Genomic DNA, 14,084 nt, shown 5'->3' on the forward strand with positions numbered 1-14,084 from the left:
CCCGCCGGCGGCTCGGTTGCGGCCGCCGGCGAAGTGCCGCCCCGGGTCGGCCGGGGTCAGCCCCGGCCCGTGCGCGGCAGGACGTGGATCGTGTCACCGACGGCGCGCTCACCGCTCGCGTCGGACGTGGTGTTGACGAGGGCGCCGTCGACCGCCATCGCCGTGGAGCCGCCGCCGTCCAGGTTGAGGGCCTGCACGGCCCCGAGGGAGCGCATGAAGCCGGCGGCCTCGGCGAGCGTGAAGCCCTCGCTGACACCGGGCTGACGGCCGTCCACGGTCACCAGCAGGAGACGGCCGCGGCGGTCGACGCCGGCCAGGGTGCGGGGCTGGCGCACGTTCGACCAGGCGAACCCGAAGGAGAGGTCGCGCGGGTCCAGGGTGCCCTCGGTGGCGGCGTCGATGTGCACACGGCCGTCCTCGACCAGGGTGGGCGCCGCGCTGACGACGCTGTCGTCGGGCCCGAGCCTGACCTGGCGTCCCGAGGCGTCCCGGACGACCTCGCGCAGCGTCAGACGCCGGCCGACGTCGGCGTGCTCGGCGAGCCAGGCGGCCGCCGCCCCGGTGCCTTGCAGGACGGAGCCCTTTGCGGGCACGGCGCCGCCGCGGTCACCGCGCAGGACGACGACTCCGCGCTCGTCCAGCACCACCTGTACGCCGGTGCCCGTGGGCAGCGGGGCCCGGAACGCGGGGGTGAACTTCACCAGGTCGTCCGCGAGCGTGCAGGTGGTGTCGTGCCGGGGCAGCTCGGTGGGCACGGCGCCGGGACGGCCGCAGTTGCGCAGCTTGCCCGGGACCCGGTTGATGCCCTGCACCGCGTGGGTGGCGGCGCCGGCGCGCACGGTGACGGTGGTGGACAGGTCCGCGACGCGCGGGCGCCGTCCGCCGTCGCCGAGGATCAGTGCCGCGCGCGAGCCGACGGCCATCGACTCCAGTCTGCCGTGTACGGCGGACAGCCCGGCCATCGTGCCCTGGACGCCGTCCGCGTCCGAGGTGATGAAGAACCCGCCGTTGACGCCGACCAGGGAGCCGAGCCGGGCGGCCACCGCGGAGGTCTTCTCGCGGTCGGCGACATCACCGCCGTCGCTGACCTCGATCGTGCCCCGCAGCCGGTCCGGGTCGACGACGGCGACGTGGATGCGTTCCGCGTCGGCGCTCTGCCGTCCGTCGTATCCCGTCCACTCGACGGAGGTGCGGAAACCGGCCGCCGTCACCGAGGAGTTGAGGGTGCCCGCCGCGGCCTGGGTGGCATACCGGCCGATCCTGACCTGCCAGCCCATCGTGCCGCGCGGGGTGTCGGAGTACGGGTCCCACACCACCCGTTCCAGCCGCGGTTCGAATCCGGCCGCCCGCAGCCGTGCGTCGGTGGCGTCGGCCCAGTCGCGGTCCCCGAGCGGAGCCCAGGTGGCGGCCCCGGTGAGGCGGTTGACGGCCGGTGCCTGGACGGTGACCGTCCACACGCCGGCGGCGTCGGGGTTGCGCAGCACCCCGCTGCGGACCTGGACACCGGGCGCCACGTGCTCTGTGGTCCAGGTGATCGTGCTGGTGGCCGGGGCGGCGGCCCGCGCGCTCGCGGCGGCCGGCGGGACGAAGGCGATCAGGGCCAGTGCGGTCCCGAGCGCGATGCCCCGTCCGACTCCCTGCTTTCCGCGGCGCGCCCCGCGTCTCGGCGTCTCGGCTGTGACGGACATGCCTCTCCTGACGTACGGCTCCTGCGGTGCCGGACGGCATGCCGTCACCGCGCTCGGCCACCATCCCAATACCGCGGGGGGACGGTGGCGTGAGGCGTCAGGGACCTGCCGGGGAACCCTCGGTGACATCCACACCCGATCACCACTCGGCGGGCGGACGACCCGCGAGCGGCGGATCCGGTATGACGGCCCGTCAAGTGGCGCGGGGCGCCGTCGACATCGCACCGGCGGGCGCCGGCCGGTGACGGCCGGTGACGGCCGCCGGTATCGGCGGCTGGTATCGGCGGCTGGTGACGGCCGGGCGTCAGTCGGTGCGGTCGGGCGTCAGCCGGCGGTCGGGTACGAGACGGAAGGCGAGCACCGTGGCGTCGTCCGCCGTGTGCGGCCCGGTCAGCACCCCGACCAGTTCACGGACGAAGGCGTCCAGCGCCTCGTCGCCGGGCGGGATGCCGTCGCCTGCGCACTCCTCCGCCACCCCGAGCAGCCGGGAGCAGTCCCGGTCGAGGTCGGAGCCGCGGCGCTCGATCAGACCGTCCGAATACAGCAGCACCACGTCACCGGGCCGCAGCAAGGTCCCGGCCGCCGCGTAGACCTCGGCGGGCAGCACGCCCAGCGGCAGGCCGGGACCGCCCGGCGGAGGATCGAGCAGGCAGGCCCGCCGGCCACGTACCAGGACCGGCAGCGGATGCCCCGCGCACGTCCAGCGCAGCAGTCCGAGGTCGGGGTGGTACAGGGCGATGACCGCGGTGGCCGTGGACTCCGCCCCGTCGTCACAGGCGACCGCGTTCAGCCAGCCGGTCAGCCGCTCCACCAGTTCGCCGGTGTAGGCGAGGCCGCCCAGCGCGTAGCGCAGTTTCGCCATCAGGGTGACGGCGTCGAGGCCATGGCCGCGGGCGTCACCGAGCGCGATCAGCACCTTCCCGTTCGGCAGGATGCGGGTCTTGTACCAGTCGCCGCCCACCCGCGCCGCGCGCGCCTCGGGACGGTAGACGGCGGCCGCCTCGATCCCGTGCCGGGCCAGTTCCGCCGGGAAGCCCGGCAGTACGGCGTCCCGCAGGCGCTCGGCCACCTCGGCGACCGCGTCCGCCCGCTCCCGCTGGGTGCGGGCCTCCCGGCTCGCCTGCGCGGCCAGGGCCCGGCTGGTGCGGTCGTCGGTCACGTCGTGCAGCACCGCGCGCACGGCCCACACCGGGCCATCCGCCAGGCGTACCGGCTCCGCGACGAAGCGGACGATCCTCTCGCCCGGAGCGGACAGGGGCAGATCGCAGTCCGCGATCTGCGAGCACAGCAGGATGTCGTGGACGGACCGGTACAGCGCCTCCAGGCCGTCCGGTGTCACCATGCGGCCCAGTTCGACGAGGCCGGGAAGCGGCTGCCCGGCGGGCAGGCCCAGGACGCCGGGCAGCCCCGACGACGCGTCCGCGCTGCCGTCGCCGAGATTCCACTCGGCCCATCCGACCCGCACCAGGCGCTGGGCCTCCTGCGCCGTCAGGGACTCGTGCCCGCGATCCCAGGTGAGCAGCAGCAGATCCGCGCAAGGGATCACCCGCACCTCGCTGCTCACCCGGATCACCAGGGAGTCGGGTCCGGGCAGCGGCCACTCGGCGGGCTCGGGGCCCTGCACCCGTCCGCTGCGGTGGGCCTCGGTGAGCAGGCGCGGCACGGCCGTGTCGTTGAGGGTGGGGAAGCGGTCGAACAGCGGCACCGGCCCGGTCCACGACGGAAGGAACCCGGGCGGCAGCCGGCCGGTCATGTACGCGCGTCCGGCCTGGTTCTGCCCCACGTAGTAGAACTCCGGCGGCCCGCCCCGCTCGTCGGGCACCGGAAGGACGAGCGTGGTGGGCACGGGAAGGGCGTCCAGCAGCTCCCGCACCGGTGAGTCGATGCCGGGGGTGGGCCGCGGCATCCCGCGGGAGCACAGCCGCGGCTTGGCACCGGGAGCGGCATACGCCTCCACGTAGCGCGCGATCCTGAACCGCTGCTCGGTCAGCAGCAGTTCCAGCGCCTGGAGTCTGCGGCGGCTCGGCATGTCGACGGTGGTCGCCGAGCTGAGCGGCACATCGGCCCCGACCGGCTTGTCCGCCATGCGCTCGCACGCCTCCTTCTGCCGGGGCCGCGCTGCGGCCGGGCGCATCCGGCGCTCTGCGGTGTGCGGCACCGGAGCGCCTCCTTTTCACTTTCACTCCCATGCTCCGCTTCACTCCCATGCTCCGCGCTCCGTGACGGGCGAGCCACTCGACGCCCGCGCCCCGGTGACCGGGCACGGCCGCGCCGACGGGCCGCGGCGACCGCCGGACCAGCGGTTTGCGACCTTCTACTCCCGTGACGCCTGCAACTCCGCCGATCCCACGGAACCCGCAAGACGCACGGAACCCGCCGGCTTCCGCGCCGCCTGGCGCGTCGCCGCCGCGCGCGCCCTTCCGACCACTTGCGCCGGATCCGAGTCCCGTTGGAGGGAGAGCAGGGTCAGATGCCACCACTCGGTGAGGCGGTCGGTGACCGTGTGCGGGCCCTCCAGGGCCTCGGTGAGGGTGCACAGGCCGAAGAAGGCCCGGACCAGGGTGCGCGCGGTGGCGGCGGGGCGTACGTCGTGCGCGAGGTGGCCGGCGGCCCGGGCCTGGGCGAGGAGGCGCGTGGCGGCGGCGGTCCACAGGGCGAAGGGGTCGGGCAGTGGGGCGTCGATGGTGTCGCGCTCGGCCCACAGGCGTGCGCCCGCGCGCGTGAGGGTGTCCTCGGCGAGGGCACGGGCGATCTCGTAGCTGAGGGTGACGAGGCGTTCCAGGGGCGGTACGGCGCGGTCCGTGTACCGCGCGGCGAGACCCGGCCAGGTGGCGAACCGGTCCTGGACGACGGCGAGGGCGATCCCCTCCTTGCTGGCGTAATGGAAATAGACGGAGCCGCTGGTCCGCCCGGACCTGGCACTTATGTCGTTGACGCTGGTACCGGCATACCCCTGTTCGGCGAAGAGGCAGGCCGCTGCCTCCAGAAGTGATCTGCGGGTTGCCCTGGCCCGTTCCTGCAACGTGCTGTCCACTTTCCCTCAGCATTGCCCCTGACGACGGAGAATGTAGTGCGCCCGCGCACGCCGGGGGCAATTCTCGCCCACCCTGCGCGGTAAATGCTCAATTCTTTCGAAGGTGAACGCTTGCGGGTGATTTCGGGCCCGATTCGGCGCGGCTCCTGGCGGTGACACGACTTTTTCCCGCCCCGTCGCAGCTATTCCGCATTGCCTCCTGCATATGCCTCAACTCGGCAGCATTTATGCAGCGTTGACGGGCCGCGAGAACGGCGGCCGAGTGCCGTGCACGCGATCCCGCTTACACCTCCGCTCCGACCACTGTCGAGCGCTCGAAGTAGTGATTGCGTCACGCTCCGAGCCGAAAATAGCGTAGCGACCGCGATGTTTCCCCTTTGCGACGGAATGACCTGAGTCCGGGCCGTTTCATCCGTACGACGACACCGATGGAGGCGCCCGCTCTGCGCGCGTCCGGCACGGGGAACCGCAGCACTCGCCCGAACCGCGGTCCGCCACGAGCATGGCCGCCCCTCCCGCAGGAGCCACCGTGACCACCCAGGCACCTTCCCTTCTCGACTGGTCCCCCGAAGCCGTCGTCTTCGACTGCGACGGCACCCTGATGAACACCGAACGCCACTGGCAGGACGCCCGGATGAGGGCCTTGCGCGCCTTCGGCCTGCGGCCGTCGCCAGGGTTCGCGGAGCGGGCCAAGGGCGTGCACTACACCGACTGCGGCCGTCTGATGGCCGAGGAGGCGCACAAGCCCGAGCTGACCGACGACCTGACGCAGGCGCTGCTGGCGAACTTCCTGGAACTCGTCGCCCGCGATCCCATGACCATGCCGGGTGCCGCCGAGTTCGTGCGGTCGCTGTCCGGCCGGCTGCCGCTCGCGGTGGCCAGCAACTGCCCCCTGGAGGTCGTGGAGGAATGCCTCTCCCGAGCGCGGCTGCGCCGCCACTTCCGGCACATCGTCGTACCGTCCGGCATGCCTCCGGACATGCCCGGCGCCGACCCGGCGGCCGGCACGCCGGGGGTCGTGCGGCCCAAGCCCTGGCCCGACGTGTACGCGACGGCGGCACGGCTGTGCGGCACCCGGCCGCACGACGCGCTGGCGGTCGAGGACTCTTTGACGGGGATCGAGTCCGCGTGGCGGGCCGGGCTGCGGGTGCTCGGGGTGGGGCCCCGGCCGAGCGAAGCGGACGCCCAGCGGGCCGACCTGTGGGTGCCGGCCCTGCACTCGCCCCTGCTGCGGGCCTGGGTCCGCGACCGGGTGCCCCGCCCCGCAGGCCCCGCCCCCCGGCTGGGCAACCAGCGGGGCCCCGAGGATCGCGGCTGAAGCCGGCAGCACGCAGTAACGGGCCTGCGGCACGATCATCAGCCGTTCCCGAGCGATCGGACGCAGGCACAGGCGGCAGTCGCCGTAGCGCTGCCGGTCCATGCGGCGCAGGGCCGCCTCGACATCGGCGAGCACCATGCGGGCGACAGGCCGGGCCGTCGGATCCGGCGCCTGCCGTACCCGGCCCCTATGCCCACCGGCGAGGTTGCGATCGTCGAGCGGCGTGGTGTGCATTCCGGTCGTCGGCCCGGCGTGTCGGCGCTAGCCCGCGCATCCGGGTGACGGCCCGGCCGTTCCAAGGGCGGCAGGGTCGCCCACGGCACCTCAGGACGCACCCGGACAGCCGTCTTTCACCCGAACGGCTCAGGGTTCGTCCGCACTGAGTGCGCGGTCACCCAACCGGACGCAGGCTGAAACCGTTCGTGCCACGGACACACCACAGGCCTGATCACTACTCCTCTGGGAGGCCACGTGATCCTGCTCGCCCTGCTCATCCCCGTAGCACTGCTGCTCCTGATCTTCGCCATGCAAGCCCTGGAGGACCTCCTCTTCCCCCCGCCCCCCGACCCTCCCGACCCCGAGCCTCAGGGACCGCCGCCGGAGGACTACGTACCCGAGTGGTCGGCCTCGGCCTGAGAGGCCGGGTCCGGTGGGGCGGTCCGACGGTGGCGGGTGCTGCGCACCGACGAACGGAGGAGGACGCCGAGGGGTCCCCGGCCGGCGGTGAGGGGCCCGTGCGTACGGTCGGGCTCTCGCCGTTCCGGATCGACGCCCGCGCGGTGTCCGATGAGCGCGTGGAGGGCGCCCACCGGCGGGCCCACGCGGACCGGTCTGCCCGACGCGGTGGCCACCCAGCAGCGCACCGCGCCGCCCGGGGGCGCGCCGGGCCGGCCGCCGCGCGCCGGGCCGGCCGCCGCGCGCCGGGCCGGCCGGGTGTACGGCGCGGCGCGACGCGGGGCGACGGCCGACAACGTCGGTGCGGCGCAGGGGCGCACACCCCTCATGCGACGGGTCGCCGAGCCCCGGTCCGGCCGCCGGTGCCGCGCCGGGCGGCGGTGCCTTGTGGTGAGCGCCGGTGGCGCTGGCTGGGTCCGCCCCGACCGTGTACGGGGCGGTTCCCGCGGTGTTCACGAACTGGCCTTGTCCGGTGTCTATATGTGGTCTGGTTGATACCCATGTAGCCCCCTGACCCGCGAGCCCCCGGCTCGCGGGTCCCTGTCAGTGGCTGTGGAGGACCAGAACACCCATGTGGAGATCCGTTTCGCGGCGTGCGCCGCGGCCCGGCGCCGGTCGGCGCCGGCTCCTGGCCGGCGCCCTCGCGCTGGGCACCGTCCTGTCGGGCCTGCTGCCCGGCACGGCAGCGGCGTCCAACAGCACCATCGACCCCTTCGACGCGGTCGACCAGTTCATCGGCACCCGACTGGACACCAGCCAGAACAAGGGCAACAGCGCCTACGGCGACACCTATCCCGGCGCCACCGTGCCGTTCGGCATGGTGCAGTCCAGCCCCACCACCTACCGGACGAGCGACGGCGACCAGAAGGGCGGGTACGAGTACACCGCCGACCGGATCCGCGGCTTCGGCATGACCCGGCTGTCCGGCACCGGCTGCGAGGGCCGGTTCGGCGCGTTCGACTTCCCCGTCCTTCCGTACACCGGCGATCTGCCCGGCGGCGCGCTGCCCACGAGCCCGGCGACGCGCATCACCGACTACTACCTGCCGTTCAGCCACACCGCCGAGAAGGCCGAACCCGGCTACTACTCGGTGCGCACTGATAACGATGTCAAGACCGAGCTGACGGCCAGCACCCGGGCCGCGGTCAGCCGCTACGACTTCCCCGGCAGGGCCGGTTCCACCCTGCTGATCGACGTCGCGGGCTCCAACAACCGCATCTTCGACAGCCACGTCACCATCGAGGGCAACACGGTCAGCGGGTGGGTCGACGCCGCCTCCATATGCGACGTGGGCGGCCACTACCGCGCGTACTTCTCGACCACCTTCGACAAGCCGATCCGCTCCTTCGGCACCTGGCAGGGCGGCACCGTCACCCCGGGGTCGGCCACCGCGCAGGGCACCGACACCAAGCACGGGGTCGGCGCCTACCTGGTCTTCGACAAGGGCGCCAAGGTGACCGCGAAGAGCGGGCTGAGCTATGTCAGCGTCGCCGGCGCCGCACTGAACCGGGACACCGAGGTCGGCTCGTCCGGCTTCGACAAGGTCCGCGGTCAGGCGGCCAAGACCTGGCGCAACGCGCTGAAGACCGTGACGGTGGACGGCGGTGGCAGGGAGGAGCGGGTGAAGTTCTACACCGCGCTGTACCACGCGCTGCTGCACCCCAACGTCTTCGAGGACGTCGACGGCCGGTGGACCGGCTACGACGGTGAGATCCACCGAGTGGCCCGGGGGCACCACCAATACGTCACCTTCTCGGGCTGGGACACCTACCGCGGTCAGGCCCAGCTGGTCGCGCTGCTGTTCCCCAAGGTCGGCGACGACATCAACCAGTCCATCGTGGACATGGTGCGGCAGACCGGCAGCTGGCCCAACTGGCCGCACCTGAACCAGTCGCAGCAGAAGATGAGCGGCGACTCCCTTCAGTCGCTGCTCGCCTCGGTGGACGCCTTCGGCAGCACTCACTACGACCGGGCCGCCGCGCTGGCCTCTATGGTCGCCACCCAGTCGCTGCCCGCCACCGCCACCAAGCGGGCAGCCGGCTACCAGTACTTCAGCACCGGGTTCATCGAGAACCGCAGGGGCAACTCGGCGACCTCCACGACGCTGGAGTACGCGATCGACGACTTCGGGATCGCCCAGCTCGCCGGGCGGCTCGGTGACCGGGACGCCTACCGGACGTTCATGGCGCGGGCGCAGAACTGGCAGAACGTCTTCGACAGCCAGACCCGGCAGATCCGGCCCCGCGGCCGCACCGGCTTCGACCAGGGCTTCAACCTCGGTGAGCGGGGCGACCAGTTCGACCAGGCCACCGGCTACCAGTACGGCTGGCTGGTGCCGCAGAACGTCGGCACGCTGATCGAGAAGCGCGGTGGGGTCGCGAAGACCACCGCCGAACTGGACGAGCACACCAAGAACCTGGACGCCGGCGTGTACAACGTCACCGGCGCCTACCTCAGCAACCAGCCCAGCTTCTCCATGCCGTACGTCTACAACTGGCTGGGACGGCCCGACAGGACGGCCGACGTGCTGCGCCGCGCGACCACCGAGATGTACGACACCTCGCCGTCCGGACTGCCGGGCAACGACGACCTCGGCTCGCTGAGCGCCTGGTACGTGTGGGCGAACCTGGGTGTCTACCCCTCGATCTACGGCACCGCCAACCTGGTGATCTCCGCCCCGATGTTCGAGCACATCAAGGTGAAGAGCGCCGGCACGGGACGCACCATCACCATCGCCGCGGACGGCGTCGCCCACGGCCGCCCGTACGTCGACGGCCTCAAGGTGAACGGGCACCGGACCAGCCGCTCCTGGGTGGGCGAGGACTTCGCCCGCAAGGGCGGCACCCTGAAGTTCACCATGACAAGGACCCCCGGCAGCTGGGGTACCGGCGCGGGCGACGTGCCGCCGTCGTACACCGACGGCAGTGACGACCGCAACAACATCGGGACCACTCCGGCGGGCCGGGGCAACCTCGGCTCGCTGGACCTGAGCGACAACTCGCTCTCGCGCGAGCAGCTCGCGGCGGCCGGTGCCACCCCGGGTGCGCGCCTGCCCCTGGGCGACACCGGCGCCGTCTTCACCTGGCCGGACGCCGCGCCGGGCGAGCCCGACAACTGGATCCCGCACGGCCAGCGGATCGACCTGCACAACGCCCCGGCGACCGCCATCAGCTTCCTTGGCCTGGCCACCAACGGCCCGTCGCAGGGCACCGCGGTCGTCGAGTACACCGACGGCAGCAGCCGGCAGGTGCCGGTCCAGTTCACCGACTGGACCCCGGGCACCGCCTACCAGTTCGGCAACACCCCGCTGATCACCACCAACGGGCGCAACAATGTGTCCGGTGGCTCGGACAGCGCCCAGGCGAAGGTGTTCGCCACCGTGCCGACGGCGCTCGACCCGGCCAAACGTGTCGCCTCCGTCGTCCTCCCGCAGGGCACGGACCGGGGGGTGATGCACATCTTCGACGTCACCCTGACCACCCGCTGACCGACCCGCCCCGGCCCGAGGCGCCCGCCCCGCACTGCCGCGGGGCGGGCGCCGCTGTTGCGGCAAGGGCGTTCGCGCATGCGTCGAGGTCGGCGTACTGGGACCTGTCCGCGGTCTCCGGCACCCAGCCGTTCCTGTCGGCCTGGCTGCGCAGGATGTCGTGGCGCACCGATCGTCCAGCCGTCGGCCGCACGGCGCTCCCGGATCGAACCGTCAGCGGGGAACAGTGCGTTGACGTGGTTCGGCGTCTGGCCGCCGGGACGGCACGGCCGGTGTCTGTCCGCGGACCCGGAGGGGCAGCCGGACGGCCGGCGGGAGCGGCGCCACCGCCTCGGGCCGGGCCCGGAAGGACTGGATCATCAGCGCCGCGAAGCGACGGGAGGCCGCCACCGTGGCGGCGGGGGAACCGGCGTTGATGCCTCCGTTGGCCATCACCGCCAGGACGAAGTCGTCCAGGACGAAGTCCGGCCGCAGCTCACCCGACTCCTTCGCGCGCCGGATCAGCTCCAGGAGCGAGCGCAGCACCCGGTCGCGCTCGGCGCCGAACGTGAACGCGCGGGGGAACTCCGACATGAAGGCCGTGGTGAAACCGCGGTCGACGGCGTGCATCGCCAGCAGCTTCTCGATCACCAGGCAGAAACCCGCCCAGGCGTCGGCCACGGCCAGCCCCTCGTCGACGATCGCCGTACACCCGGCCATCTGTTCGGCGAAGGCCGCGATGACCAGCGCCTCCTTCGTCGGGAACCGCCGGTAGAGGGTCGCCGCGCCGACCTGCGCCCGCCGGGCGATCTCCCGCATCGACACATCGAGGCCCTCGGTCGCGAAGGCCTCACGGGCCACGGTGAGGATGCGTTCCCGGTTGTCCCGGGCGTCGGAGCGCAGTTTCCGGTTCACTTGTCCGCTCACCGCTCTCACTCTAGCCATCCGGACGGGGTGTTCCATTACGGTCCCGGGCCATGAGAGCTGTTCAGTACCGCGCATACGGGCCGCCCGTCGCCCGGCCGTCGCGGCGCCGCTGCCCCGGCCGCAGCCGTTCGTGTTCACCGCCGAGGCGTACGACCTGATCCCCGGGGCGCTGCGGCCCCTGGTGGGCGCCGTGGTGGAGGTGCCGGCGCTGCGCGTGCGTCCGGATGACATCCTGCCGCTTGCGTATCTGTTCGCGCGCCGCCACCGCGGCCGGACCATCGCGTTCACGGCCGCCGCGGGACGGGCGCTGACGGCCCATCAGTGGCCGGAGAACGCACGGCAGTTGGGGCGCGTGGTGCGCGAGGCCGCGTCGCGCACGGACACCATCGACGTCCAGCATCTGCCCGCCGAGGTGTTCACCGACCCGGGCCGCCGGCTCGGCCGTCTGGAACGTCTGGAACGGGACGAGATCGTGCGCTGCCTGACCGATCCCACGATCACCGTGGCCCAGGCGGCCGAACGTCTCGGCATGAGCCGCGCCACCGTGTACCGCAAGATCGCCCACTATGGCATCCAGGTGCCGGGGCGCTCCGCGCGAAGGCCGTGACAGGCCGTCGGTCAACTGCTGCGCCGTCGTGGCTGATCGCGCAGTTCCCCGCGCCCCTTTGGGGGCGCGATACGCCGTCGGTCACCTGCGGCGCCGCCGTGGCTGGGTGCGGCGGCGCTCCGCGCGAAGCCCGTGACAGGCCGTCAGTCACCTGCTGCGCCGTCGTGGCTGATCGCGCAGTTCCCCGCACCCCTTTGGGGGCGCGATACGCCGTCGGTCACCTGCGGCGCCGCCGTGGCTGGGTGCGGCGGCGCTCCGCGCGAAGCCCGTGACAGGCCGTCAGTCACCTGCTGCGCCGTCGTGGCTGATCGCGCAGTTCCCCGCGCCCCTTTGGGGCGCGAGGCCTCGTCGGTCGCTTCTATGCGGGCTCGTGCCCCTTTGGGGCGGTGCTCAGGGCGTCGGCCAATAGGTCGAGTAGGCGGGTGGTCTGGTCGGGGGTGGCGTCGTCCGCTGTGGCCAGGAATACGCCGAGGAGCATCAGGGTGGCGTCCTCGGGGGCCACGTCCGCGCGGAGCGCGCCCGTGCGCGCACCGGCCGTCAGGAGGGTGCCGAGGGCGCCGGTGAAGCGCTCCCTCGTGGCGGCGGTCGCGATGCGTCCCGAGGAAAAGCCCGCGCGGAGCGTGTCGAGCATGCCGCGCTTCGTGGCGACGAACGCCGCATAGCGGTCCAGCCAGGCACGCAGGGCGACTTCGGGCGGGAACGCGTCGAGCAGAGCGGGTGCGCTCGTGACCACGTCGTCGAGTTCGGCGGCGTAGACGGCTTCGACCAGTGCCTCGCGGGTGGGGAAGTTGCGGTACAGCGTGCCGATGCCGACGCCGGCCGCACGCGCGATCGCCTCCAGCGCGACGGGGTCGTCGCTGGCCGCGAAGGCGGCCCGGGCGGCGTCGATGAGCTTGTCGCGGTTGCGGCGCGCGTCGGCGCGGACGGGGCGGCCGGCACCGGCCGGCAGATCGGCTCGGGCGCCCGTGGGCGCCGGTTCCCGCGGAGTCGAAGCTGTCAAAGCGGAGGAACCTCCGGTTGTGTTACGGTCGGACAAGCGGAGGCTCCTCCGCTTCATCCATCATCGCACGGGGACGGTTCTCCCATGACCTCTGCCGACACCCCTTCCACCGACGTCACGACCGGCGGCGCCCCACGTCCCGGCAGCCCCGGCCCGCTGGCCGGCCGCACCGTCTCCCGCATCGGGTACGGGGCCATGCAGCTGGAGCGCCTGCACGGTGACCGCAAGGCCGGCGTCGCGCTGCTGCGCCGCGCGGTCGAGCTGGGCGTCGACCACATCGACACCGCCCAGTTCTACGGCAACGGATTCGTCAACGACCTGATCCGCGAGGCGATCCGCCCGCAGGACGAGGTCGTCGTCGTCAGCAAGGTCGGCGCCGACCCCGACCCGGACGGCCCCCTGCCGCTGCGGCCCGCGCAGCGGCCCGAGCAGCTGCGGGCGAGCGTGGAGGCCAACCTCACCGCCCTCGGCCTCGACCGGATCCCGGTCGTGAACCTGCGGCGCCTGGACACCGGCCCGGGACTGCGGGCCGAGGGCGACCAGGCGGTCGACCCGGACGACCAGCTCGCGGTGCTGACCGGGCTGCGCGACGAGGGCAAGATCGGCGCGATCGGCCTGAGCGGCGTCACGTACGACGTGCTGCGCCGGGCTCTCCCGGCTGGCATCGTCTGTGTGCAGAACGCCTACAGCCTGATCAGCCGCGTCGATGAGGACATGCTCCGGCTGTGCGCCGCCGAGGGCATCGCCTGGGTTCCGTTCTTCCCGCTCGGCGGCGGGTTCCCCGGCATGCCGAAGGTGACCGACGAGCCGGCCGTGCGCGACGCCGCGCGGTCCCTGGGCCGCACTGCGTCCCAGGTGGGCCTGGCCTGGCTGCTGCGGCACGCCGAGAACGTCCTCCTCATCCCCGGCACCGCGGACACCGGCCACCTGGAGGAGAACATCGCGGCGGGCACGATGCGGCTGGACGACGCGACGCTCGCCGCCCTCGACGCCGTGCCCTCCCGGACGACCGAGATCCCGCTGGACTGAGCGGCCCCCGGCGTAAACCGCACGCGCCATCGACCGGGAGCCGGGCAGAGGCGGCCCCGGGCGCCCGAAGGCACCCGGAACCGCCCCGGCGAAGGCCCGGGAGTCACTCCTCCCGTTCGTACTCCGCCTGGGCATTGCGGTTGAGCAGGTCCTCCTGGGCCGAGTGGTAGACGCCGCTGACGAACTGGCGGGCGTGCTCCCGGTCCATCGCCGTGCCCTGTTCGCTGACCAGGCGGTCCGTCCACTCCTGGACCGTCTTCTCCATGTTGATGTCGTCGCCCTTGGCCATGGTTCTCCTCCTCCTGGGGCCGGCGCCGCCGCGGCCCGCGAGGCCGGCGGG

11 protein-coding genes and 1 pseudogene are annotated in these 14,084 nt (G+C 73.0%); 5 read left to right on the forward strand and 7 right to left on the reverse strand.

Annotation, left to right across the window (positions count from 1 at the left end; all coding sequences use genetic code 11):
- Nucleotides 1-56: 56 nt before the first annotated feature.
- The 3 genes from ACFYTE_RS35460 to ACFYTE_RS35470 all read right to left on the reverse strand — a co-directional run bounded on the left by ACFYTE_RS35460 (nt 57) and on the right by ACFYTE_RS35470 (nt 4,722).
- Nucleotides 57-1,688 (reverse strand): phosphodiester glycosidase family protein, encoded by a 1,632-nt coding sequence (locus ACFYTE_RS35460; RefSeq protein ID WP_388719509.1) that lies wholly within the window; start codon nt 1,686-1,688, stop codon nt 57-59.
- A gap of 304 nt (nt 1,689-1,992) precedes the next feature.
- Nucleotides 1,993-3,846 carry a PP2C family protein-serine/threonine phosphatase gene (locus ACFYTE_RS35465; RefSeq protein WP_388719511.1) on the reverse strand — a complete coding sequence of 618 codons (1,854 nt, stop codon included), beginning with the start codon at nt 3,844-3,846 and terminating at the stop codon, nt 1,993-1,995.
- A 156-nt stretch (nt 3,847-4,002) separates the two neighbouring features.
- Nucleotides 4,003-4,722 (reverse strand): ScbR family autoregulator-binding transcription factor, encoded by a 720-nt coding sequence (locus ACFYTE_RS35470; RefSeq protein ID WP_388719513.1) that lies wholly within the window; start codon nt 4,720-4,722, stop codon nt 4,003-4,005.
- 529 nt (nt 4,723-5,251) lie between these two features.
- Here ACFYTE_RS35470 and ACFYTE_RS35475 point away from each other — a divergent pair.
- Nucleotides 5,252-6,040: an HAD family hydrolase gene (locus ACFYTE_RS35475; protein WP_388719515.1), complete on the forward strand. Its 789-nt coding sequence runs from the start codon at nt 5,252-5,254 to the stop codon at nt 6,038-6,040.
- Between the two features lie 12 nt (nt 6,041-6,052).
- On the opposite strand, the pseudogene ACFYTE_RS35480 reads toward ACFYTE_RS35475, so the two are convergent.
- Nucleotides 6,053-6,184: pseudogene (locus ACFYTE_RS35480) on the reverse strand (TraR/DksA family transcriptional regulator); the annotation flags it as partial.
- Between the two features lie 327 nt (nt 6,185-6,511).
- Here ACFYTE_RS35480 and ACFYTE_RS35485 point away from each other — a divergent pair.
- Both ACFYTE_RS35485 and ACFYTE_RS35490 read left to right on the forward strand, forming a co-directional pair.
- Nucleotides 6,512-6,676, forward strand: a complete 165-nt coding sequence (locus ACFYTE_RS35485) for a hypothetical protein (protein WP_388719517.1) — start codon at nt 6,512-6,514, stop codon at nt 6,674-6,676.
- Nucleotides 6,677-7,286: 610 nt separating this feature from the next.
- Complete coding sequence (locus ACFYTE_RS35490; RefSeq protein ID WP_388719519.1) at nt 7,287-10,202, forward strand: GH92 family glycosyl hydrolase; 2,916 nt, start codon at nt 7,287-7,289, stop codon at nt 10,200-10,202.
- Between the two features lie 213 nt (nt 10,203-10,415).
- Here the strand turns inward: ACFYTE_RS35490 and ACFYTE_RS35495 are convergent, their stop codons facing one another.
- Complete coding sequence (locus tag ACFYTE_RS35495; RefSeq protein WP_388719521.1) at nt 10,416-11,108, reverse strand: TetR/AcrR family transcriptional regulator; 693 nt, start codon at nt 11,106-11,108, stop codon at nt 10,416-10,418.
- A 130-nt stretch (nt 11,109-11,238) separates the two neighbouring features.
- Here ACFYTE_RS35495 and ACFYTE_RS35500 point away from each other — a divergent pair, with 130 nt between their 5' ends.
- Nucleotides 11,239-11,715 (forward strand): helix-turn-helix domain-containing protein, encoded by a 477-nt coding sequence (locus ACFYTE_RS35500; RefSeq protein ID WP_388719523.1) that lies wholly within the window; start codon nt 11,239-11,241, stop codon nt 11,713-11,715.
- Between the two features lie 358 nt (nt 11,716-12,073).
- On the opposite strand, the gene ACFYTE_RS35505 is transcribed toward ACFYTE_RS35500, so the two are convergent.
- Nucleotides 12,074-12,715 carry a TetR/AcrR family transcriptional regulator gene (locus ACFYTE_RS35505; RefSeq protein WP_388719525.1) on the reverse strand — a complete coding sequence of 214 codons (642 nt, stop codon included), beginning with the start codon at nt 12,713-12,715 and terminating at the stop codon, nt 12,074-12,076.
- An 84-nt stretch (nt 12,716-12,799) separates the two neighbouring features.
- Here ACFYTE_RS35505 and ACFYTE_RS35510 point away from each other — a divergent pair, with 84 nt between their 5' ends.
- Nucleotides 12,800-13,744 (forward strand): aldo/keto reductase, encoded by a 945-nt coding sequence (locus tag ACFYTE_RS35510; protein WP_388719527.1) that lies wholly within the window; start codon nt 12,800-12,802, stop codon nt 13,742-13,744.
- 103 nt (nt 13,745-13,847) lie between these two features.
- On the opposite strand, the gene ACFYTE_RS35515 is transcribed toward ACFYTE_RS35510, so the two are convergent.
- Entirely contained in the window at nt 13,848-14,033 is a 186-nt protein-coding gene (locus ACFYTE_RS35515; protein ID WP_351736550.1) for a hypothetical protein, read from the reverse strand.
- Nucleotides 14,034-14,084: the final 51 nt, after the last annotated feature.

Source organism: Streptomyces sp. NPDC004629, assembly GCF_042873595.1.
In the GTDB taxonomy this organism is placed as follows: domain Bacteria; phylum Actinomycetota; class Actinomycetes; order Streptomycetales; family Streptomycetaceae; genus Streptomyces.

Bases quoted from the DNA above. Each gene is read 5' to 3' on its own strand.
- ACFYTE_RS35515 (WP_351736550.1), bottom strand. From the start codon at position 14,033: ATGGCCAAGGGCGACGACATCAACATGGAGAAGACGGTCCAGGAGTGG.
- ACFYTE_RS35490 (WP_388719519.1), top strand. From the start codon at position 7,287: ATGTGGAGATCCGTTTCGCGGCGTGCGCCGCGGCCCGGCGCCGGTCGG.
- ACFYTE_RS35510 (WP_388719527.1), top strand. From the start codon at position 12,800: ATGACCTCTGCCGACACCCCTTCCACCGACGTCACGACCGGCGGCGCC.
- ACFYTE_RS35460 (WP_388719509.1), bottom strand. From the start codon at position 1,688: ATGTCCGTCACAGCCGAGACGCCGAGACGCGGGGCGCGCCGCGGAAAG.